19 protein-coding genes are annotated in these 22,284 nt (G+C 69.1%); 9 read left to right on the forward strand and 10 right to left on the reverse strand.

Annotated elements, in window-relative coordinates:
- From FGF04_RS18630 to dnaA, 3 genes are all read right to left on the reverse strand, one after another.
- Window positions 1-650 (reverse strand): NADP-dependent phosphogluconate dehydrogenase (locus FGF04_RS18630; RefSeq protein WP_149512658.1); only part of this gene is annotated, 650 nt, incomplete at its 3' end.
- Window positions 651-779: 129 nt separating this feature from the next.
- Window positions 780-1,910: a DNA polymerase III subunit beta gene (gene dnaN, locus FGF04_RS18635; RefSeq protein WP_149512458.1), complete on the reverse strand. Its 1,131-nt coding sequence runs from the start codon at window positions 1,908-1,910 to the stop codon at window positions 780-782.
- 1,039 nt (window positions 1,911-2,949) lie between these two features.
- The gene (gene dnaA / locus FGF04_RS18645; RefSeq protein ID WP_149512459.1) at window positions 2,950-4,920 is read right to left on the reverse strand and encodes a chromosomal replication initiator protein DnaA; all 1,971 of its coding nucleotides are present in this window, start codon (window positions 4,918-4,920) and stop codon (window positions 2,950-2,952) included.
- A 417-nt stretch (window positions 4,921-5,337) separates the two neighbouring features.
- Here dnaA and rpmH point away from each other — a divergent pair, with 417 nt between their 5' ends.
- The 9 genes from rpmH to FGF04_RS18690 all read left to right on the forward strand — a co-directional run bounded on the left by rpmH (window position 5,338) and on the right by FGF04_RS18690 (window position 12,370).
- Window positions 5,338-5,475 carry a 50S ribosomal protein L34 gene (rpmH, locus tag FGF04_RS18650; protein WP_006381191.1) on the forward strand — a complete coding sequence of 46 codons (138 nt, stop codon included), beginning with the start codon at window positions 5,338-5,340 and terminating at the stop codon, window positions 5,473-5,475.
- A 20-nt stretch (window positions 5,476-5,495) separates the two neighbouring features.
- The gene (gene rnpA / locus FGF04_RS18655; protein ID WP_149512460.1) at window positions 5,496-5,867 is read left to right on the forward strand and encodes a ribonuclease P protein component; all 372 of its coding nucleotides are present in this window, start codon (window positions 5,496-5,498) and stop codon (window positions 5,865-5,867) included.
- A complete protein-coding gene (gene yidD, locus FGF04_RS18660; protein ID WP_149512461.1) occupies window positions 5,864-6,229 on the forward strand; it encodes a membrane protein insertion efficiency factor YidD in 366 nt (121 codons plus the stop codon). The genes rnpA and yidD overlap by 4 nt, the downstream gene beginning before the upstream one ends.
- Window positions 6,230-6,232: 3 nt before the next feature.
- The gene (gene yidC, locus FGF04_RS18665; RefSeq protein WP_149512462.1) at window positions 6,233-7,516 is read left to right on the forward strand and encodes a membrane protein insertase YidC; all 1,284 of its coding nucleotides are present in this window, start codon (window positions 6,233-6,235) and stop codon (window positions 7,514-7,516) included.
- A gap of 15 nt (window positions 7,517-7,531) precedes the next feature.
- The gene (locus FGF04_RS18670) at window positions 7,532-8,044 is read left to right on the forward strand and encodes a Jag family protein (protein WP_149512463.1); all 513 of its coding nucleotides are present in this window, start codon (window positions 7,532-7,534) and stop codon (window positions 8,042-8,044) included.
- 128 nt (window positions 8,045-8,172) lie between these two features.
- Window positions 8,173-8,889, forward strand: coding sequence for a 16S rRNA (guanine(527)-N(7))-methyltransferase RsmG (rsmG, locus tag FGF04_RS18675; protein WP_149512464.1), 717 nt, complete (start codon window positions 8,173-8,175; stop codon window positions 8,887-8,889).
- Window positions 8,890-9,257: 368 nt separating this feature from the next.
- The gene (locus FGF04_RS18680; RefSeq protein WP_149512659.1) at window positions 9,258-10,331 is read left to right on the forward strand and encodes a ParA family protein; all 1,074 of its coding nucleotides are present in this window, start codon (window positions 9,258-9,260) and stop codon (window positions 10,329-10,331) included.
- On the forward strand, window positions 10,328-11,428 hold the full coding sequence (locus tag FGF04_RS18685) for a ParB/RepB/Spo0J family partition protein (RefSeq protein ID WP_149512465.1): 1,101 nt from the start codon (window positions 10,328-10,330) through the stop codon (window positions 11,426-11,428). Before FGF04_RS18680 ends, FGF04_RS18685 begins: the two co-directional genes overlap by 4 nt.
- 324 nt (window positions 11,429-11,752) lie before the next feature.
- Window positions 11,753-12,370, forward strand: a complete 618-nt coding sequence (locus FGF04_RS18690; RefSeq protein WP_149512466.1) for a GNAT family N-acetyltransferase — start codon at window positions 11,753-11,755, stop codon at window positions 12,368-12,370.
- Between the two features lie 106 nt (window positions 12,371-12,476).
- Here the strand turns inward: FGF04_RS18690 and trxA are convergent, their stop codons facing one another.
- The 7 genes from trxA to FGF04_RS18725 all read right to left on the reverse strand — a co-directional run bounded on the left by trxA (window position 12,477) and on the right by FGF04_RS18725 (window position 22,274).
- Complete coding sequence (trxA, locus tag FGF04_RS18695; protein ID WP_149512467.1) at window positions 12,477-12,809, reverse strand: thioredoxin; 333 nt, start codon at window positions 12,807-12,809, stop codon at window positions 12,477-12,479.
- 43 nt (window positions 12,810-12,852) lie between these two features.
- Window positions 12,853-13,821: a thioredoxin-disulfide reductase gene (trxB, locus tag FGF04_RS18700; protein ID WP_149512468.1), complete on the reverse strand. Its 969-nt coding sequence runs from the start codon at window positions 13,819-13,821 to the stop codon at window positions 12,853-12,855.
- Window positions 13,822-13,979: 158 nt separating this feature from the next.
- Complete coding sequence (locus tag FGF04_RS18705) at window positions 13,980-14,906, reverse strand: anti-sigma factor family protein (protein WP_149512469.1); 927 nt, start codon at window positions 14,904-14,906, stop codon at window positions 13,980-13,982.
- Window positions 14,903-15,613: an RNA polymerase sigma factor SigM gene (gene sigM, locus FGF04_RS18710; RefSeq protein ID WP_149512470.1), complete on the reverse strand. Its 711-nt coding sequence runs from the start codon at window positions 15,611-15,613 to the stop codon at window positions 14,903-14,905. The genes FGF04_RS18705 and sigM overlap by 4 nt, the downstream gene beginning before the upstream one ends.
- Before the next feature lie 26 nt (window positions 15,614-15,639).
- Window positions 15,640-17,364 (reverse strand): protein kinase family protein, encoded by a 1,725-nt coding sequence (locus FGF04_RS18715; protein WP_149512471.1) that lies wholly within the window; start codon window positions 17,362-17,364, stop codon window positions 15,640-15,642.
- Between the two features lie 118 nt (window positions 17,365-17,482).
- A complete protein-coding gene (murJ, locus tag FGF04_RS18720) occupies window positions 17,483-19,705 on the reverse strand; it encodes a murein biosynthesis integral membrane protein MurJ (RefSeq protein WP_149512472.1) in 2,223 nt (740 codons plus the stop codon).
- Window positions 19,706-19,751: 46 nt separating this feature from the next.
- On the reverse strand, window positions 19,752-22,274 hold the full coding sequence (locus FGF04_RS18725; protein WP_149512473.1) for a DUF6049 family protein: 2,523 nt from the start codon (window positions 22,272-22,274) through the stop codon (window positions 19,752-19,754).
- Window positions 22,275-22,284 lie beyond the last annotated feature (10 nt).

The raw sequence follows: 22,284 nt of genomic DNA on the forward strand, positions 1-22,284 counted from the left end.
TTGACCGCCAGGTCCAGCAGCCAGGAACGGATCACCGTGCCCTGCTGCCAGGACCGGAAGACCTCCCGCACGTCCGTGACCGAGTCCACCGCCTCCAGCAGCTCCCAGCCCTCGGCATAGGCCTGCATCATCGCGTACTCGATGCCGTTGTGGACCATCTTGGAGAAGTGCCCCGCACCCACCTTGCCCGCGTGCACGAACCCCGCGTCCCCCTCCGGCTTGAGGGCGTCGAAGATCGGCTGGACCCGCCCGATGTGCTCCGCCTCGCCGCCGACCATCAGCGCGTAGCCGTTCTGCAGACCCCACACCCCGCCCGAGACCCCGGCATCGACGAAACCGATGCCCTTGGCCTTCAGCTCCTCGGCGTGCTTCTCGTCGTCCGTCCAGCGCGAATTGCCGCCGTCCACGACCACGTCACCGGGCTCCAGGAGCTCGGCGAGCTCGTCGATGGTGGACTGGGTCGCGGCGCCGGCCGGCACCATCACCCACACCACCCGCGGACCTGTGAGCCCGTCCACAAGTTCCTTGAGGCTGTGGACATCGGCGAGATCCGCGTTGCGGTCGTATCCGATGACGGTGTGGCCTGCGCGGCGGATGCGCTCGCGCATGTTGCCGCCCATCTTGCCGAGGCCGACGAGACCGAGCTCCATCAGGTTGTTCCTTCACTAGCGATGTGGCAGGAGGGCACTTTCGTACCTGCGACCGAGCCTAGACCCGGACTCTCCTGCACACCTGTGGGCACAGCCGCTCAGACGTACGCCCCCACCTGCGGCTCTTCGTCAGCCGCTGAGCCGCACCGGCATGATCAGGTACTTGTAGGCCTCGTCCGCCTCGGCGTCCAGGGCCGGGCGGCCGCTGAGGAGCGCCGGCTTGGTGGACGTCGTGAAGGAGAGCTGCGCGACCGGGGAGTCGATGGCGCTCAGCCCGTCCAGCAGGAACGTCGGGTTGAAGGCGATCGAGACGTCGTCGCCCTCCAGCTGGGCGTCGACCCTCTCCACAGCCTGTGCGTCGTCGCTGGAGCCTGCCTCCAGGATCAGCACGCCCTGCTCGAAGCTCAGCCGCACCGGGGTGTTGCGCTCGGCGACCAGGGCCACGCGCTTGACCGCCTCGACGAAGGGGGCGGTCTCGATGACGGCGATCGAGTTGAACTCCGTCGGGAACAGCGAGCGGTACTTCGGGAGGTCGCCCTCCAGCAGCCGCGTCGTCGTACGCCGGCCCGCTCCCTCGAAACCGATCAGGCCCTCACCGGCTCCGGAGCCAGACAGCGCCAGGATGACGCTGTCGCCGCTCGTGAGCGCCTTGGCGGTGTCCAGGAGCGTCTTGGCGGGCACCAGGGCGACCGCGGACGCCTCGGGGTTCTCCGGCTTCCACAGGAACTCCCGGACCGCGAAGCGGTAGCGGTCGGTGGACGCCAGCGTCACCGTGTCGCCCTCGATCTCGATGCGCACACCGGTGAGGACGGGCAGCGTGTCGTCGCGCCCGGCGGCGATGGCGACCTGGGCCGCGGCGGAGGCGAAGACCTCACCGGGGACGGTGCCGGTCGCGGACGGCATCTGCGGCAGCGCCGGGTACTCCTCCACAGGCAGTGTGTGGAGGGTGAAGCGGGAGGAGCCGCAGACCACGGTCGCCCGTACACCGTCTGTGGAAATCTCCACCGGCCGGTTGGGGAGGGCGCGGCAGATGTCGGCGAGCAGGCGGCCGGAGACGAGCACCGTGCCCTCCTCGTCGATCTCGGCGTCCACCGAGACGCGCGCCGACACCTCGTAGTCGAAGCTGGAGAGGCTCAGTGCCCCCTCCTCGGCCCGCAGCAGGAGGCCGGCGAGCACAGGCGCCGGTGGACGGGCCGGGAGGCTGCGTGCCGCCCAGGCCACTGCCTCCGCGAGTACGTCGCGTTCCACCCGGATCTTCACCGTTGCCGCCTCCGTCTGTTGCCGGCGCTCTCGCCCTGCTCGGTCTTCGTGGTCTGACGCGGTGTCGCTCAGCCCGAGGACGGGCAGGACGCCGGGGACCAGTCTGACGCACCGCACTGACAGTCGGTGCCCCTCGGGGTCAAGTCGTGCCGAGCGGCGGTCGAGGTGCCGAGAGCGAGTTGTGCACAGCCCCGTCTTCGAAACGATTCCCAGGCTCTCTCTAGTTGTCAGTAGTAGTAGGGGCTGTGGATACCGTGGATAACCGCGTATGCACAGGTCAGCAGCGGTTTTTTGTCCACCGGCCCTGTGGGCGGAGGCAGTGGATAACCGGGCTCTTCTGTGGACGACCGAAAGTTCTGCACACCCGGTACACAGGCAGGGGGCAGTTCTCCCCAGATCCGTCCCCAGCTTTACCCGCGTTCCCCACAGGCCAACCCGGCTCCTTCGTGTGACGCCTTTCACTCTGGACGGTGAGAAGGTGCGTCACGTTGCCGAACAGTGGACGGCGGTGTGGAGAAGCTGACGATCACTGGGGACAACTGCCCCTAGCCTGTGGGTCGCCGGTGGACAACTTTCTGCACAGCCTGGGGATCCACTCTTTGTCCACAACCTGTGGAGAACTTCTGTCCACGTATCCACAGGCGTCTGAACTGGGCCTCTGCACTTTTGGCGGCGCACCCTGTGGACACAGTCTGGACAACTTCGCGGTCCCCAGGGTGTGGACGCGAGAAAGTCCCCGAATCTGTGGAGGAAGGCCGTAACCCGGCGCGTAATCGAACAGCCGGTGGCTGTCGGGTAACGGCGGATCGGGTCCGGGAGCGGGCCGGAGCGCGCTGGAAGCGGGTCGGGAGGGCTCCGGAGGGGTCCTGAACGGGTCCGGGAGGAGCCGGGAGAGGTCCCGGAGGAGCCCTTTGAGGCTTCCGATCGGCCGGCGGCCGGCTTCGGGAGGGTCCCTGAAGGGGTCCGGGAGCCGGAGAACGGCGGAGGCGCCCTGGGGACGGGTCCCCAGGGCGCCTCCCGCGGCGTACCGCCGCGCGTGTCAGCCGTTCTTGATGCGGTTCGTGAGCTCGGTGACCTGGTTGTAGATCGAGCGGCGCTCGGCCATCAGCGCGCGGATCTTGCGGTCGGCGTGCATGACGGTCGTGTGGTCGCGGCCGCCGAACTGTGCGCCGATCTTCGGCAGGGAGAGGTCCGTGAGCTCGCGGCAGAGGTACATCGCGATCTGGCGGGCCGTCACCAGGACCCGGCTGCGCGAGGAGCCGCACAGGTCGTCCACCGTCAGCCCGAAGTAGTCGGCCGTCGCCGCCATGATGGCCGGCGCGGTGATCTCCGGGGACGAGTCCTCACCGCCCGGGATCAGGTCCTTGAGGACGATCTCCGTCAGACCGAGGTCCACCGGCTGCCGGTTGAGCGACGCGAACGCCGTCACCCGGATCAGCGCGCCCTCCAGCTCGCGGATGTTGCGCGAGATACGGGACGCGATGAATTCCAGCACCTCCGGCGGGGCGTTGAGCTGCTCCTGCACCGCCTTCTTGCGGAGGATGGCGATCCGGGTCTCCAGCTCGGGCGGCTGGACGTCCGTGGTCAGACCCCACTCGAACCGGTTGCGCAGCCGGTCCTCCAGCGTGACCAGCTGCCGGGGCGGCCGGTCGGAGGAGAGCACGATCTGCTTGTTCGCGTTGTGGAGCGTGTTGAAGGTGTGGAAGAACTCCTCCTGCGTCGACTCCTTGTCCGCCAGGAACTGGATGTCGTCGACGAGCAGGATGTCCATCTCGCGGTACCGCTTGCGGAAGCTGTCGCCCTTGCCGTCGCGGATGGAGTTGATGAACTCGTTGGTGAACTCCTCGGAGCTCACGTACCGCACCCGGGTGCCGGGGTAGAGGCTGCGCGCGTAGTGCCCGATCGCGTGCAGCAGGTGCGTCTTGCCGAGGCCGGACTCCCCGTAGATGAAGAGGGGGTTGTACGCCTTCGCCGGCGCCTCGGCGACGGCGACCGCGGCGGCGTGCGCGAAACGGTTCGAGGCACCGATGACGAAGGTGTCGAAGAGGTACTTCGGGTTCAGGCGCGCGGTGGGCTCGCCGGGGCCGGTCGCGGGCGCGGGCTGCGCGGCCAGCGGGCCGGGCGCGCCGCTGGACACGGGCATCGACGACCCGACGGGACCGCCGCGGTGGACGTGGCCCATGGCGGAGGGCGACGGCGGCTCGGGCCGCTCCCGCCGGTCCGGGCGCTGGTCGTAGTCCGGACGCTGCTGGTCGTAGTCGGGCCGCTGCTGCTCGTAGTCGGAGCGCTGCTCGTACGGCGAGCGGCCCGGCTGCTGCCGGTAGTCCCGCGGCGGGGAGGCGTAGGGGTCGCGCTCCGGGAAGCCGAGCCGCTGCTGCTGCCACCCGTAGTCCTCCTGCGAGGACCGCGGCCAGGCGCCGGGCTCGGGGCGCTGGTAGTCGGGGTACGCGGGACGGGCCGTCGGCAGCTGGTCCTCGTGGGAGGACTGCTGCTGGTCCTGGCGGCCCTGGGGGTGGTCGTCCATACGATCACCCAGGCGGTCGTCCCTGCGGTCGTCCATATGGTCGACGAGACGGTCGTCCCTGCGATCGTCCCTGCGGTCGTCGGCGCGGTGGCGGCCGTATCCCCGGTAGCCGTCGCGGCCCTGCGCGGACGGGAGCTCCGGCTCCTCGTACCGCGACGGGGACGGCTGCTGCTGCTGCACGGGCGGCGCCGATGGCGCGGGGACTTCCCCCATGGAGTCGTCGACGGTGATCGCGATCCGGATCGGACGGCCGCACTCCCGGCTCAGCGTGTCGCTGACGACCGGCGCCAGACGCCCCTCCAGCACGCTCTTGGCGAACTCGTTCGGGACGGCGAGCAGTGCGGTGTCCGCCACCAGCGCCAGCGGCTGACAGCGCTTGATCCAGCGCTCGTCCTTCGTCTCCACACCCTGCCCGCGGTCGTCCCCGAGGAGTTGCTCCACCACACGTGGCCACACTGCGGCAAGATCGGCAGGTACGTCAGCCACAGGGCACGCTCTCTCACGTGTCCCACGAACGTGTGATTCCTGGGACGGATCGGGTTGGAACTCGGTCAGCGGGGTGGACGAAGAAGCTGCAGCGGCCGGAACGAATGAGATGGAGCGGTGAGAAGGGAACGAACCGGAGTCCGGCCACGGTAGTCAGGGCGACCCATGCGGTTCAAGTTGTTGTCCCCAGCCTGTGGACAGTGTCTCTCGAGCAGCACTGGTTTGACCGGATGGCGGAGCCGCGCGTACCGTAACCAGGTCGAGTTGTCGATGGCTGCTGCCGCCTGCCTCCGATGGGCACAGATCGCGAACAGTGATCGGGAAGCGGTGCACTCGGGCGTAAGCGAGCTACTCGTGGGCGCACGGTGACAGCCAAGACGGCACCCCGCAACTACCGAATCTTTCTGGAGCCCCCGAGTGAGCAAGCGCACCTTCCAGCCGAACAACCGTCGTCGCGCCAAGACCCACGGCTTCCGCCTGCGGATGCGTACCCGTGCCGGCCGCGCGATTCTCGCGAACCGTCGTGGCAAGGGTCGCGCCAGCCTGTCCGCCTGATCACTTAAACAGGTCATGACGTGCTGCCTACCGAGCATCGGCTGAGGCGGCGCGAGGACTTCGCGACCGCGGTACGCCGAGGACGCCGGGCCGGCCGCCCGCTTCTCGTCGTCCATCTGCGCAGCGGTGCAACGGACCCGCACGCGCCTGGGGAGAACGCTCCCCCGGCACGTGCGGGTTTCGTCGTCAGCAAAGCCGTGGGCGGCTCCGTCGTACGCAACAAGGTGAAGCGCCGGCTTCGCCATCTGATGCGCGAACGAGTGGCGCTGCTGAGCCCCGGTAGCCTGGTAGTAGTACGAGCGCTGCCCGGTGCGGGTGACGCCGACCATGCCCAGCTGGCCCGAGACCTGGATGCCGCCCTGGAGCGGCTACTGGGAGGGGGCGCGCGATGAAGTACCCGCTGCTGGCTCTCATCAAGCTGTACCAGTGGACCATCAGCCCGTTGCTCGGGCCGGTGTGCAAGTACTACCCGTCGTGCTCCCACTACGGGTACCAGGCCATCGACCGGCACGGCGCGATCAAGGGAACGGCACTCACCGCCTGGCGCATCCTGCGGTGCAATCCGTGGTCACTGGGCGGCGTGGACCATGTTCCGCCGCGCAAGCGTCCGCGGTGGCACGAGATGCTGCGCAACACCTGGCGCGCACGCAAGGGCGGGACCTCCGCCGCCGAACCGGCCACCGAGGGGCACGGTATGTCCAACCGTCCCTCAAGCCCGGCCGCCGAGACCCCGTCCCATGCTCAAGGAGCCTGATTAGTGGACACGATTGCCAGTATTTTCAGCTTCATCACGACACCCGTTTCCTGGGTCATCGTCCAGTTCCATTCGGTGTACGGCGCCATCTTCGGCCCGGACACGGGCTGGGCCTGGGGCTTGTCCATCGTGTCCCTGGTGATCCTGATCCGTATCTGCCTGATCCCGCTCTTCGTGAAGCAGATCAAGGCCACGCGGGCGATGCAGACGCTGCAGCCCGAGATGAAGAAGATCCAGGAGCGCTACAAGAACGACAAGCAGCGCCAGTCCGAAGAGATGATGAAGCTGTACAAGGAGACGGGTACCAACCCGCTCTCCTCGTGCCTTCCCATCCTGGCGCAGTCCCCGTTCTTCTTCGCGCTGTACCACGTGCTCAACAGCATCGCGTCGAACGACACCATCGGCGTGATCAACAACCGGCTGCTGGAGAGCGCGCAGAAGGCGCACATCTTCGGTGCTCCGCTGGCCGCGAAGTTCACCGACAGTGAGTCCAAGGTCCAGGCGCTGGGCTCCTCGATCACCGACGTGCGCGTCGTCACGGCGATCATGATCGTCCTGATGTCGTTCTCGCAGTTCTACACCCAGCGTCAGCTGATGACGAAGAACGTCGACACCACGGTGAAGACGCCCTTCATGCAGCAGCAGAAGATGCTGATGTACGTCTTCCCGGTCATGTTCGCCGTCTTCGGCATCAACTTCCCCGTCGGTGTCCTCGTCTACTGGCTGACCACCAACGTGTGGACCATGGGCCAGCAGATGTACGTGATCCGCAACAACCCGACTCCCGGTTCCAAGGCCCAGGCCTCGTACCTGGAGCGGCTGCACAAGCGGGTCACCCAGCACGGCCGGACGCGCGGCCGTGGGGAGAAGGCCATCGTCAAGGCCATCGTCGCCAAGGGCCGTGACCGCAACGAGTACGAGCGCAAGTTCATCAACGGTCTGACCAAGGCGGGTCTGGCGGCCCAGGCCGACGGCAACGTGGTCAAGAGCGAGGCCTCGACCCTGGTCGAGACCGAGGACGGCACCCCGGTGACCGCCGCTCCCAAGCGGCAGCAGCCCAAGCGGCAGAGCAAGTCCCAGCGCCAGTCGGGACCGGCCCAGGCCGGTGCCAAGGCGGCCGGCGAGACCGCGGCCAAGACCTCCCTCAGCAAGTCCGACGGACCGCAGGACGCCAAGCCCGCTCCCAAGCCGGCCGCTGGCAAGCCCGCGTCCGGTGGTACCCGCAGCAAGGCCCAGTCCGGACAGCGCAAGGGTCCGCAGCGGCCCAAGTCCCCGTCCAAGAAGTAAGAAGGAGTCCATCCCGTGACGGAAGGCACCACCTCCGCTGCCCCTGAGGGTGGCGACACCCTGACCCGCCTGGAGCAGGAGGGCGAGATCGCGGCCGACTACCTTGAGGGTCTGCTGGACATCGCCGACCTCGACGGCGACATCGACATGGATGTCGAGGCCGACCGCGCGGCTGTCTCGATCATCAGTGACTCCAACAGCCGCGACCTGCAGAAGCTGGTCGGCCGCGACGGCGAGGTGCTGGAAGCCCTCCAGGAACTCACCCGCCTGGCCGTGCACCGGGAGACCGGCGACCGCAGCCGGCTGATGCTGGACATCGCCGGCTACCGCGCCAAGAAGCGTGAGGAGCTCTCGGAGCTGGGCGCGAAGGTGGCGGCTGAGGTGAAGAGCTCCGGCGAGCCGGTGAAGATGAAGGCGATGACCCCCTTCGAGCGCAAGGTGGTGCACGACGCCGTCAAGGCCGCCGGTCTGCGCAGCGAGTCCGAGGGCGAGGAGCCGCAGCGCTTCGTCGTCGTACTCCCCGCCTGATCAAGCACGTCGTACCCCGGCCCCGTCTGTGTCCGCAGGCGGGGCCTCGTTTTGTCAGCCTGATGGTTCCTGCTAGTTCCTGTAGTCAGCGCGCAGTGCGCTCAAGCGGTACGGAAGGACGGTTCCCCGTGACGGAGGCAGCGGAGCTCCCCCCTGCGCCCGAGCAGGCCCGGGCGGTATTCGGTGATCGCTTCGCGGACGCGGTCCGTTATGCGGAGTTGCTCGCCGACGCGGGAGTCCAACGTGGTCTGATCGGACCACGTGAAGTACCCCGTCTGTGGGAACGGCACCTGCTGAACTGTGCCGTCCTCTCGGAAGTGGTCCCTGAGAACGTGACGGTGTGCGACGTCGGGTCCGGCGCCGGGCTGCCCGGTATCCCGCTGGCCCTCGTCCGGCCGGACCTCAAGATCACACTGTTGGAGCCACTGCTGCGGCGCACGAACTTCCTGACCGAGGTCGTCGAACTGCTCGGCCTCGACCACGTCACCGTCGTCCGCGGGCGTGCGGAGGAAGTCCTCGGCACGCTGCCGCCGGTCCACGTCGTGACGGCCCGCGCGGTGGCTCCCCTCGACCGTCTCGCGGGATGGGGCGTCCCCCTGCTGCGGCCGTACGGGGAGATGCTCCTCCTCAAGGGCGACACCGCGGAGGAAGAGGTCAAGAGCGCTGGGGCCGCTCTGAGCAAACTCGGGGCCGTGGACACGTCCGTGCTGCAGGCCGGTGAGGGCGTGGTGGAGCCGCTGGCCACCGTGGTGCGGGTAGAAGTCGGAGAGAGCCCTGGCGGTGTGCGCTTCGCCGCCAAGCGGGCGAAGGCGGCCCGGACAGGCAGGACGAGGAAGCGTCGCTGACGGAACGGACGGGACAGCGGACGACATCGCTCATGACGAGTGGGAAGTCGTGGACTGATCCGTTCTGACGACGAGACGTACTCCACACAAGCTGCCACAGCTGCGTGGGCCGGAGTGTCGCGCGGTGCCGGTCCCGCACGCTGTGCATCGTGTTTCACGTGAAACATCGCTCTCTGCTCCACGGCATCCTCGGTCGCGGCCGCGCCGCGGCCGAACCCCGCGACCGTACTCCTCTGGGGTCCCTGGGATCCTTGGGGAAGAGACCCTCTCCTCACGCTGCTGCGTCACCCGGAGAGGGTACGGAGTTGTCCACAGAGGTGGATTTCTCCACAGAAGCACGGGCCTCGCTGGTTCACCACCCCGATGGCATGGGAGGCTCTGTTCATTGCGAGCCTGAAGTCGAGGAGAGTGAATCCTTGCGGTCCGACGCCAACATCGCGGGACCGATGACCGATCCGGTCCCCGGCCCCCGAACCGAGTCGATGGGGGACGATGTTTCACGTGAAACACCGCCCCCGATGGACGACACTCCCATCGGTCGTGCTGCCCAACTTGCCGTGGAGGCTCTAGGACGAGCCGGTGAGGGCCTGCCCCGGCCCGAGCAGACACGCGTGATGGTGGTCGCCAATCAGAAGGGCGGGGTCGGGAAGACCACGACCACGGTCAACCTTGCCGCTTCGCTCGCCCTGCACGGCGGTCGTGTCCTGGTGGTAGATCTGGACCCCCAGGGCAATGCCTCCACCGCGCTGGGCATCGACCATCACGCCGAGGTCCCTTCGATCTATGACGTGCTGATCGACAGCAGGCCGCTCTCCGAGGTCGTCCAGCCGGTCCCCGATGTCGAGGGCCTCTTCTGTGCACCTGCCACGATCGATCTCGCCGGTGCGGAGATCGAGCTGGTGTCCCTGGTGGCGCGTGAGAGTCGCCTGGAGCGGGCGATCCAGGCGTACGAGCAGCCGCTGGACTACATCCTCATCGACTGCCCGCCTTCCCTGGGCCTCCTGACGGTCAACGCTCTCGTTGCCGGCGCCGAGGTCCTCATCCCGATCCAGTGCGAGTACTACGCCCTGGAAGGCCTGGGCCAGCTGCTGCGCAACGTCGACCTCGTGCGGGGGCACCTCAACCCCAACCTGCATGTGTCCACGATCCTGCTCACCATGTACGACGGCAGGACACGCCTTGCCTCGCAGGTCGCCGACGAGGTGCGCAGCCACTTCGGCGAAGAGGTACTACGCACGAGCATTCCGCGCTCGGTCCGTATCTCCGAGGCCCCTAGCTACGGGCAGACGGTGCTGACCTACGACCCCGGGTCGAGCGGCGCCCTCTCGTATCTTGAGGCGGCACGGGAGATCGCACTGCGCGGAGCCGGCGTGGCCTACGACGCGCAGCATGCCCACCTGGGCGCACACAACGAACAGAGCATGGTGGAGGGGATCCAGTGAGCGAGCGACGGAGGGGGTTGGGCCGTGGTCTCGGCGCACTGATCCCCGCGGCCCCGACAGGGGAGAAGGTCATCCCGCCGGCGATGGGCGGAGCAACTGCATCGCCGGGAGCCGTGCCGGTCCTCACCGCCGAGCGTGGGGTGGCGGCGGCCAAGGTGGCCTCGCTGTCGTCCCAGGTTTCACGTGAAACAGAGGAGCCGTCGACGAGCGTGTTCGACGAGGCCCCGGCGGCGCCCGTCGGCGCGCACTTCGCCGAGCTGCCCCTCGACTCCATCACGCCGAACCCGCGCCAGCCGCGTGAGGTGTTCGACGACGACGCTCTCGCAGAGCTCGTCACCTCCATCAAGGAGGTCGGGCTCCTCCAGCCGGTGGTCGTACGGCAGGTCGGTCCGACGCGCTACGAGCTCATCATGGGCGAGCGGCGCTGGAGGGCCTGCCGGGAGGCGGGGCTCGAAGCCATCCCCGCCATCGTGCGGGCCACGGACGACGAGAAGCTCCTCCTGGACGCCCTCCTGGAGAACCTGCACCGGGCTCAGCTGAACCCGCTGGAGGAAGCTGCCGCCTACGACCAGCTGCTCCAGGACTTCAACTGCACGCACGATCAGCTGGCGGACCGGATCGGCCGGTCGCGTCCGCAGGTCTCCAACACCCTGCGTCTGCTGAAGCTCTCACCGTCGGTCCAGCGCCGGGTCGCTGCCGGGGTCCTCTCCGCCGGCCATGCGCGAGCGCTGCTCTCCGTCGCGGACTCGGAGGAGCAGGACCGCCTGGCTCATCGCATCGTCGCCGAAGGGCTTTCGGTGCGGGCCGTCGAGGAGATCGTCACGCTCATGGGTTCGCGGCCGCAGTCGGCTCCGCGGTCCAAGGGGCCGCGTGCCGGCTCCCGGCTCTCTCCGGCGCTGAACGAGCTGGCGACCCGTCTCTCGGATCGGTTCGAGACCCGGGTGAAGGTCGACCTCGGTCAGAAGAAGGGCAAGATCACCGTCGAGTTCGCCTCGGTGGAGGACCTTGAGCGGATCCTCGGCTCGCTCGCCCCGGGTGAGGGGCCGGTCCTGCAGAGCAGTCTCCTGGACGAGGACTCCGAGGACACGGAGTCCTGAGTCCCGGACAGCCGGCGTTCTCGACCGGCTGTCCACAGGAGCGGGTCGTGTCCGGTGTGTACCGGAACACGGCCCGCTCTTTGCTTTCTGGCGGTATCGATGGAATCGCTTCGTCGATACGATGCGATCGGATAAGGCCCATTCACCTGGCAGCACCTTCTGTGGGGAGGCGGAGGCCATGCGGACGGTGAGCCGTGCCGGACTGGTGGGCGCAGGCCTGGGTATCGGAGCAGTCGGCGGGTTCGTCGGCAGCCTGCTCAGGGAACGGAGCGCTCTGACAGCCGCCCGCGACGCCGCGGGCGAGGAAAGCGAGGAACTGCCTTCATGGGGCGCCGGCTCGTACCGCTCACGCTGGACAACCTTCAGGACCTTCCCGAACGCTGTCGCGCGTGTGTCTTCTGGGAGCTGGACCCAGTCAGCGGCCAGGCCGCGGTAAAGGCAGGTACCCCGGATCTGGAGAAGGAGGCGTGGATCTCCGCCGTCCTGCTGGAGTGGGGATCATGCGGCCGGGTCGTCTATGTCGACGACATGCCGGTGGGCTTCGTGCTGTACGCACCACCCGACTACGTGCCGCGCTCGACGGCGTTCCCCACGAGCCCGGTCTCGCCCGACGCCGTTCAGCTGATGACGGCATTCATCCTGCCCGACTACCAAGGACAGGGACTCGGGCGGGTGATGGTCCAGACGGTCGCCAAGGATCTGCTGCGTCGGGGCTTCAAAGCGATCGAGGCTTTCGGCGACGCCCGCTGGAAGGAGCCGGCCTGCGTCCTGCCCGCCGATCATCTGCTGGCTGTGGGCTTCAAGACGGTCCGGCCGCATCCGGCGTACCCGCGCATGCGGCTGGAGCTGCGTACGACGCTCTCCTGGAAGGAAGACGTGGAGCTGGCGCTCGACCGGTTGCTCGGGGCCGTGCAGAAGGAACCGGCGCTGCGCCCGTTGTAGAAGAAGGCCGACCCGTGGCTCCACAAGCTAATGGGCCAACCCGTTCGGGTTGGCCCATTCGTGTTTCACGTGAAACATCGTCGCCCGCGGACGACGGCTTACCGCACTACTCGGCGATGAAGTCCTCAAGGTCACGCACGATCGCGGCCTTCGGCTTGGCACCCACGATGGTCTTGGCGACCTCGCCACCCTGGTAGACGTTCAGGGTCGGGATGGACATGACGCCGTACTTGGCGGCCGTACCCGGGTTCTCGTCGATGTTGAGCTTGACGATCTCGATCTTGTCGCCGTACTCGGCGGCGATGGCTTCGAGGGACGGCGCGATCTGGCGGCACGGACCGCACCAGGCGGCCCAGAAGTCCACCAGTACAGGCTTGTCGCTCTTGAGAACGTCCTCTTCGAAAGAGTCGTCGGTCACGTGCTTCAGGGTGCCGGCCACGGCGGGGCTCCTTAACTGGTTGGTGCGGTGAGGCGGATGAAGGTCAGACTGCGGTCTTCTCGGGCTCTGCCACTTCACCGTCGGCGAGAGCGGCGAGGAAGCGCTCGGCGTCGAGAGCGGCGGAGCAGCCGGTACCGGCCGCGGTGATCGCCTGGCGGTAGGTGTGGTCGACGACGTCGCCGGCGCCGAAGACACCCGTCAGGTTGGTCCGGGTCGAGGGGGCCTCGACCTTGAGGTAGCCCTCCTCGTCCAGGTCCAGCTGGCCCTTGAAGAGCTCCGTGCGCGGGTCGTGGCCGATCGCGATGAACAGGCCGGTGACGGGCAGCTCGGACGTCTCGCCGGTCTTGAGGTTGCGCAGCGTCAGGCCGGCCAGCTTCTGGTCGCCCTGGATCTCGGCGACCTCGCTGTCCCAGACGAACTTGATCTTCGGGTCGGCGAAGGCGCGCTCCTGCATCGCCTTGGAGGCGCGAAGCGTGTCACGGCGGTGCACGATGGTCACGGACTTGGCGAAGCGGGAGAGGAAGGTGGCTTCCTCCATGGCGGTGTCGCCGCCGCCGATCACAGCGATGTCCTGGTCCTTGAAGAAGAAGCCGTCACAGGTCGCACACCAGGAGACGCCGCGTCCGGAGAGGACGTCCTCCTTGGGCAGCCCCAGCTTGCGGTGCTGCGAGCCGGTGGTGACGATGACGGCCTTCGCCCGGTGCACGGCGCCCGCGGTGTCCGTGACGGTCTTGATCTCTCCGCTGAGGTCGACGGAGACGATGTCGTCCGGGATCAGCTCGGCACCGAAGCGCTCGGCCTGGGCGCGCATGTTGTCCATGAGCTCGGGGCCCATGATGCCGTCCTGGAAGCCGGGGAAGTTCTCCACCTCGGTCGTGTTCATGAGGGCACCACCTGCGGTGACGGCGCCCTCGAACACCAGCGGCTTAAGCGACGCGCGCGCGGTGTAGAGCGCCGCCGTGTAGCCGGCGGGCCCGGAGCCGATGATGATCACGTTACGGACGTCGGTCACGGCTTGATTCCTCGTCTCTGGGGACTGCTACGTACGACCGGGGGAGTCTTTTTGAACTCTCACCCCACCCAACGGATCCTAAGGGGCGTGCATTCCCGCTGTGTCCGGGCACACGGAGACCGGGCACGGCACCGCAACCGTGGCGCAGCCGAACGTGCTCAGCTTCGTGGGTAGGAGTGCTTCAGCAGGACCTTGCCCGGGGTGAGCGACGAGTTCTCCACGCAGGTGGAATCGACGACGTACGCCGTGACCTGTGTCGTGTCGGTGGCGGCGGGAAGCACCACGAGGTAGGCGTCCGTGCCCTTGTAGGAGCCTTCCTTGGAGGCGAGCGGTTCGGCGTCGCGGCCGATCCCCTGCTTGATGCAGACGGGCACGGAGTCCGTGGGCACATTGAGGACGCTCGGGCTCTCGCCGGAGTCGGTGCCGTTGGGCTGTGCGGACCGAGGGCCGCGCTCCTTCTTCTTCGCCGCCTGGGTGAGGAGGTCCTCCACCTGGCTGTCCAGCTCCTCGCCGGCGAAGGTCTCCGTGGAGCCGGTCGATTTCGGGGATGCCGACGCGGAATCGTTGTCCGCGCTGTCGCTCCCCATCGTCTGGACGAGGAGTCCGCCGAGCCCCAGCGCGGCCGCGGTGAACATGGCGCCCAGGACGACGGTCCTGCGGCGCCCATGGCGTGAGCGGCTCGTACGGCCGGGCCCGGTGGTACCGCGGGAGTGGCCTGCGGGGCGGTCCGCGGCAGTCGATGTTTCACGTGAAACATGACCGCTGTCTTCGGTGCCCTCAGAGGAGTCAGCGGATGAGAAGCCGCTCGTGCCTGCGGCGGCGGGTGCCGTGGCGCTGAGCAGAGCCTCGGCAGCGAGAGCGGCGTCGATGCGCCCCGCCACGTCGTCGGGCATGCGGAGCGGACCCGGCAGCGTACCGAGCAGGCCGCGGATCTCTTCCAGCGAGTCGTACACGTCGGCGCAGAGCGGGCAGTCGTCCAGGTGCCGTCGCACATCCGCCGAGCGGGACGGGGGGAGCAGCCCTTCGGTGAGGTCGGAGATCTCCATGACGTCCGGGTGCCCGGTCTTGTCTGTCGTGGATGTCACGCTCGCCCACCTCCGCCCTTCACAGCAGCTGAATCGCTCGGTCCCTTATGTGGTCCCGCTGCGGGTGGGACGGATGTCCCCTGCGTACGGTTCCTTCCCTCGCCCGACTTCTTGTCGGCTCTGTCGCTCCCGCTGTCCGGGCGCAGATGCTTGAGCAGGGGGAGGAGTCTGGCTCTGCCCCGGGCGCATCGGCTCTTGACCGTCCCGGTGGGCACGTCGAGCAGACCGGCGGCCTCCGCGACGGGGTAGCCCTGCATGTCCACCAGGACGAGCGCGGCCCGCTGGTCGGCCGGCAGGGTGCCCAGGGCCGCCAGCAGCTCGCGGTGCAGGTCGTTGCGCTCGGCCGGGGCGGCGGCGGACTCGTGGGGTTCGAGGAGCTGCTCCAGGCGCTCCGTGTCGTCCACGGGGGAGGTTTTCCTGGAGGCGGCCTTGCGGGCGCGGTCCAGGCAGGCGTTCACCGTGATGCGGTGCAGCCAGGTCGTGACGGCCGACTGGCCGCGGAAGGTGTGGGCGGCCCGGTAGGCGGAGACGAGGGCGTCCTGGACGGCGTCAGCGGCTTCCTCACGGTCGCCGAGCGTCCGCAGGGCCACCGCCCAGAGCCGGTCGCGGTGCCGGCGCACGAGTTCACCGAAGGCATCGGGGTCGCCCTCGACGTGCCGGGAGAGGAGGTCCTGGTCGCTCACTTCGCCGTAGGCGCCGTCCGCCATCGAACCCCCTCCCCCTCGCTGACCGCTCAGCCGGTGAACTTCACGTCGGTGATCGCCTGCTTGAAGCCGGCGCTGCTGAACTGATCGCCCGGCGCGTTCGGCACCGCGGTGATCCAGACCAGAACGTACCGGGTCTTCACCGCTTTCTTGGTGGAGATGCTCAGTTCCTTGCCGCTGGTCCTACCGGAAGCGATCTTCGTCATGGAACCGAGAGGGGTGGACGACGACAACGAGTCCGTCGCGTACAGCGTCGCCGTCGTGTGGTCGCCCGTGTAGTACAGCCCTATCGACGCCTCCGCCACGTCCTGCTCGGAGCCGAGGTCGTAGACGATTCCGACGCCCTGCTTGAAGGGCGCCAGCACGGGGCCGCCCTTGTAGGAGTACGTCCGCCAGTACGTGGAGCTGTCCTTGTCGTACGTCAGGCCCGCGTCACCGGCGTGCTGGGGCTTGCCGTCCGGGTAGTACTCCGCGGCGCCCTTGATCACGATCGGCTTGGCCGGCTTCGCCTCGACGCCGTTCTTGTCGTTCTCGTCCGTCGTCCGGGTGTTGCCCGTCTCGTCGGACTTCCCGTGGTCCATGAGCGCGTCCGCCAGCTGCCAGCTGCCGAGACCCAGCGCGGCGATCAGGAGCGCGGACACCGTCCACTTGAGCGCCTTACCGGTACGGGTCTGCAGCGGGGGCAGCGGCGCCGACATCGCCTGGGTGGCACCCGGGTGAGGCGCGGGATGGCCGTAGCTGCCCTGCTGGTACGTCGTGCGCTGGTACTCCGGCGGGGCCGTGAAGGTGGGCTCCGGCGGCCGGATGCGGGGCATCTCGCCGACCGCCTTCACCAGTTCCTCCGGCGTGGTGCACGGGGGTTCCTGGCGGGACGCCGTCGCGCCGTCGTTGACGAGTGCGCGCATCGCGAGCTCGGACAGGCCGCGGTGCACCCCTGCCCGCACCTGGTCGGGTGCGATGAGACCGACGCCCTTGGGCAGCCCGGAGAGGCCGTACGCGTCGTCCTCGTACGGCCAGCGCTGGGTGAGCGCGGCGTACAGCAGCGCGCCGATCGCCTCCGTGTCCGTGCGCTGCGGGGTCTCCGAAGTGACGCCGCGCAGGGCGGCGTTCACGGCGAGGCCCCGGATGCGCCACTGCCCGGACGAGGTACGCAGCACGGCGCCGGGGGTCAGCTTGAGGTGAGCCAGCCCTTCACGGTGCGCGGCGGCCATCGCCTGGGAGACCTGACTGACCATCTGGTACGCCTCGTGCACCTCCAGCGGACCGGTGGCCAGAAGCGTCGTCAGCTCCGTGGCGTCCGGCAGCCATTCGTGCACGACGTAGACGAGGTCGTTCTCCTCGACCGCGTCCAGGACCTGGACGAAACGGGGGTCGCCCAGCAGCGCCGACGAACGGGCCGCCGCCAGGACGGAGCGCGCTCGTGGGTGGTCGGCGGGCAACAGGTGCACACCCACCGCACGGCGGAGCTTCTCGTCCACCGCACGCCAGCTGCTGAAACCGTCCAGACGGGTGACACACTCCTCCAGGCGATAGCGTCTGGCGAGCTTGTGCCCACTGTGCAACTCGGGCGGTGACGTCCTGCCGGGGCTCTCTTTCCCCCCGCTCCCCTGTGCCTCTTCGCTCTTCGAGCTGTCCGTGTCCCGCTCCCGGTTTAGGGCCACCCCGTCGGCCGTGGACTGGTCCGCCTTCGCGGTCAGCGGCTCATCGCCGCTGCTGTCCGCCACGTCGACGGCAGCCGTGCTCCGTTCCGCCACCGTCGCTCCTGCCTCCCCATTCGTTGCAAGCTGTCCGACGCCAAAGCCAATTGTGCCCACAGTCCGTCCCTCTGCACGACACGCGGTCGCGGACGATGGTTGTGCGCGTACCCCGCTCTCAGCGCCCGAGGCGCCCGCGGACCATGCCCACCATTGCGTTCATTTCCTCGATGCGCATCCGTCGTGCCGCGACGAAGAAGACACCGATCAGTACGACTCCACCGCCGATCAGGGCGATGAGCGAGCCGCCGGCACTCTGTCCCAGCGTCTTGCTGATTCCGTAGCAGGCCGCGCCGCTGAGCAGCGCTGCCGGCACCGCCGCGATCGCCAGCCGCGCGTACGTACGCAGGACACGACCGCCGTCCAGGTCGCCGTCCAGCCGCTTGCTGAGCCGCCGCCAGGCGACTCCGACACCGATCGCGTAGGCCAGGCCGTACGACGCGGCCATGCCCGCGACCGCCCAGCGAGGGGGCAGCAGGAGGAAACAGAGTGCGGAGGCGCCGGCGTTGACGGCGGCCACGATGACCGTGTTGTAGAAGGGCGTGCGGGTGTCCTCGTACGCGTAGAAGGCTCGCAGCACGACGTACTGCACGGAGTACGGGATCAGGCCGAGGCCGAAGGCCATCAGCATGTACCCCATGTTCGTCGCCTCTTCGGTCCCGGAGGCACCGAACATCAGCGTGCACATCGGGATGCCGAGGGCGACGAAGCCGAAGGCGATCGGCACGATCGCGACGGCCGTGGTGCGCAGGCCCTGGGAGATGTCGTCGCGGACCGCTCCGCTGTCGCCCTCGTGGGCCGAGCGCGCGAGACGGGGCAGCAGGGCGGCCATCAGGGAGACCGTGATGATGGCCTGCGGGAGGCCCCAGATGAGCTGGGCGTTGGCGTAGGCGGCGAAGCCGGTGCCGTCGACCGGGGAGTCCTTGCCCGCCGCGGTGGACAGCTGGGTCACGACGATCGCGCCCGCCTGGTTGGCGAGGACGAAGAGCACGGTCCACTTGGCGAGCATCGCCGCCTTGCCGAGCCCGTGGCCCTTCCAGTCGAAGCGCAGCCGCAGCCGGAAGCCGGTCTCCCGCAGGTACGGGATCATCGCCAGCGCCTGGACGACGAGTCCGAGCAGGACGCCGACACCGAGCAGCCGTTCGCCCTCCGGCGGGATGCTCGAAGCCTCCATGCCGGAGCTGCCAGCGGTGCCGTACACCCAGATGAACAGGCCGAGCGTCACGATGATGACGACGTTGTTGAGGACCGGGGTCCACATCATCGCGCCGAACTTGCCCCGCGCGTTGAGGATCTGGCCCATCACCACGTGGATGCCCATGAAGAAGATCGTGGGCAGGAAGTACCGGGCGAAGGTGACGGCGACGTCGTTGGCCGCCGCGTCCCGTGCGACGGGCGCCGACAGTGCGCGGACCAGCAGCGGCGCGGCGAGCACCGCGAGTGCGGTGAGCAGGCCGAGGACCACGACGACCAGCGTCAGCAGCCGGTTGGCGTACGCCTCACCGCCGTCCTCGTCGTCCTTCATGGCACGCACCAGCTGCGGTACGAAGACGGAGTTGAGGCCGCCGCCGACGGTAAGGATGTAGATCATCGTCGGCAGCTGGTACGCGACCTGGAAGGTGTCGCCGAGGAGGCCGACACCCAGCGCCGCGACGATCAGGGCCGAGCGGATGAAGCCGGTGAGGCGGGAGACCATGGTGCCGGCCGCCATCACCGCGCTCGACTTCAGCAGCCCCGAGGCGCGGCCCCCGGACTTCTTCGCGGGGGCGGCGGTCGCCGGCGGGGCAGGAGGCGGCGGAGCCGCGGCGGGAGTCCGTTCCGCGGCCGGTGCGGGCACGCCGGGCGGCCCGGCGGCAGCGTGGGCGCCGCCCTGCTGCTGGTCGCGGAAGAGGTGGGCGAACGCGTCCGGCTCGTGCCGCTCCTCGCCGGCCCCGGTCACCAGGTCGTCCACACCCACGAACTGCGTCGTGCGGGGGTCGTCCCCGTACGGCAGGTACTGGGTGGGGCCCTCCGGCTCGGGCGCCGGGGTCTGCGCCCACACGCGCGGGTCGGGCGCGTACGGCGACTGGGGCGGCTGACCGTAGAGCGGTGGCTGTGGCTGGTACGTGCCGGGCGGTGGCGGGGGATGCGCGGCACGGTCGTAGAGGGCCTCGGTTACGGGGTCCTGGGCGGACAGGTCCTGTGCCCGGTAGGGGTCCTGGGCGTAGGCGTCCTGGAAATACCCCTCGGCCGCGTGCTGCGGGGGCACCTCGCCGGGATCCGGCGGGCCCTGCGGCGGGCCGTCGGGGTGGCCGGAGCCCCCCGCGCCCTGACCGCGGTCACCGTCGTACGGCGCGTTCATGGTTACCCCACCTCATCGTCCCCGGGCCCACCGGCCACGACATCGCTCAACGGTCCACTCTCTCACCCGTGCCGGAGGGGTCGGTGATTTCCGGTGCGGTGTCCGGTGCGTCACCCGGGTGCTCCGGAGCGCGTGCCCCCGGCTCGGAGGGGGCCGCTTGCACGCGGCCGCCCTCCGCGGGGGCACCGCTCACCGTGCCGTCACCGCTCTTCGCGGCGGCACTGTTCTGCGCGGCGGCGGTGTCGCTCTCCGAGCCGTCACCGTCCTCCGAGCCATCACCGTTCTCCGGGCTGTCACCGCTTCCCGTCGCGGCGGCGTTCTCCGCCTCGCCGTCCGCGGGAACGCCGTCCGCCGGGCCGCCCACACCTTCCGCGGCCCGGCGGACGGCCTCCCGCTTGCGCTGCGTGTACATCCGGAAGCCGGCGAGCACGAGGAGCAGGACACCGCCGGCGATGACCAGCATCACCGTGGCCGTGATCTCCGTGACCTTCACGTCGAAGGTCATCGCGGGCCCGTACGCCCGGCCGTCCTGCGTGTACAGCTGCGCGACCACCGCGGCCCGGCCGTTGGCGTGGGCGTTGGTGGTGAACTTCACCGACTGGCTGTGTCCGCCCGAGACCGAGACCTGCTGCTCCTCGAAGACACCGTCACCGATGCTGAGGCGGCTCGGCTGCTTCGAGGTCAGACGCAGCACCAGGTGGTCCACGCCCTGGACGAGGTTGTTCTGCACGGTGATCGGGATCGTGGCACTGCGCCCCGAGAGCTTCGCCTCGGACTTCTCGATCAGTCCGACGCTCTCGGTGAGCCCGACGAGGTACCGCTCCACGCCGGTGCGGTACGCCGACGCCTCGACGGCCCGGCCGCGCCACGAGGTGGACATCGACCGGTCCATGGCCCGTCCGAAGGGCGTGACCACCCGGGACTGGTTCGAGAGGACCACCTGGAAGCTGTCGAGTTCCTTCTGCGTGCGCTGGATCTGCTCGAACGCCGCGCGCGGCAGTTCCTGCTTGCGCAGCGAGGAGGGGTACGCGGACGCGGCGGGGACCCGGGTGGTGGCGCCCGCGTCCGGTTCGGCCTTGGTGGCCGCGGACAGCTCGGCGGACTGGGACCAGTTCCCGTCCTGGAGTGCCGTGAGCGCCGCGGCCATCGTCTGGGCCTGGCCGGCGGTCGGCATGCGCTGCGGGGCGACCACGATGCTGCGCTGCCTGTCCGGGGCCTGCTGGGTGAGCATCAGGCTCTGGGCGAGGAACCGCTGCACGGCGAGCGTGGAGTTGCCGGCCACGGTCATGTCGCCCTGGAAGGCGGTCGACAGCCGGGCGTCCGCGACCACCGCGGTGGTGCCGCCGCCGATCGGCCGGGCCGCGGAAGGCGTGTAGGGAAGGGCGCCGCTCTCCTGCAGGCTGTCGCTGCGGGTGAGGACGGTGTCGGCGCCCGCCGAGGTCGCGACCTTGACGATCGACGGGTCGATCGCGCCGTTCACGGGCCAGGCGTAGTCCGTGCTGGGGATCACATGGAGGATCGACTCCACGGTCGTCGCGGCCACGGTGGTGGCGTCCTTGAGGTGGCTGAGCGAGCCGGTCACGGCGGTGCCGTTGTGGGCGAGCGACGCCAGGTCCGGGTCGGCGAAGGGGAGGGCGACGACCTCCTCGTCCTCGACGGCCTTCTCCAGCTCGCTGAGCCACTTGCCGGCCACCGCCTGGTGCGTGCCGGCCGTGGTGGTCCTGCTGGAGCCGTTCACCTGGACCCGGTAGCTGCGGGTCATCGCGTCGACGGAGGCCAGCAGGTCCGGGTCGATGACCCAGGTGATGTCGAGGTCCTTGCCGAGGCTGAGGAGGCGCTCCAGGCGGCCGCCGGGGGAGATCTCCGCGGCCAGGGCGTCGTCGTCCGCGAAGATGGGGGTCTGCTGCTCGTTCGACCCCGTCTCGGCCGTCATGTGGGAGGTCGAGATCAGCGGCCACAGGTACGTCGTGCGGCTCTTCGTGTCGGCCGCCTCCGGCTGCCAGGGCAGGAAGGTTCGCTGGATGCCGAGGATCTGGTCGTACGGTGCGGCGCTGGTCCGGCCGGTGAGCGTGACGCCGAGCTGGTAGACGCCGTCGGAGCCGAGGTCCAGCTTGTCGACGGGCACGGAGATGCTGAAGGGCTGCGAGATGCCGGGCGCCAGCTTCGCGAACTCGGCCACGTACTTGCCGCCGATCTCGGTACCCGCGTACGGGTTGCTCTTCGCGGCGTCGTCGATCGCCGAGCGGCCGTTCAGCGTCGGGCCCACCCGCAGACCGACGTGCGCGGCGGTGATCGCCTGCTTGCCGTTGTTGACGATCCGGCCCGAGACGGTGAGCGTGTCGCCGTCGGAGGGAACGCTCGGGCTGAGCGAGGTCAGGGAGATGCCGACCGTGCGCGAGCCGGTGGCCTCGGCGGCGATGCTCGATTCGGAGGCATACGACGGCATGGATGTGGGCAGCGTGAGGATGCCGGCCAGCAGAGGCGCCCCGGCGAGCAGTGCTCCCGTGCGCCGCAGCCAGCGGCGGGCAGGTGAGGGACTGGTCCCCTGGAAGTCTGCCGCCTCGGCCACGCGCTCGCCC

The organism is Streptomyces apricus, assembly GCF_008369065.1.
Classification (GTDB): domain Bacteria; phylum Actinomycetota; class Actinomycetes; order Streptomycetales; family Streptomycetaceae; genus Streptomyces; species Streptomyces apricus.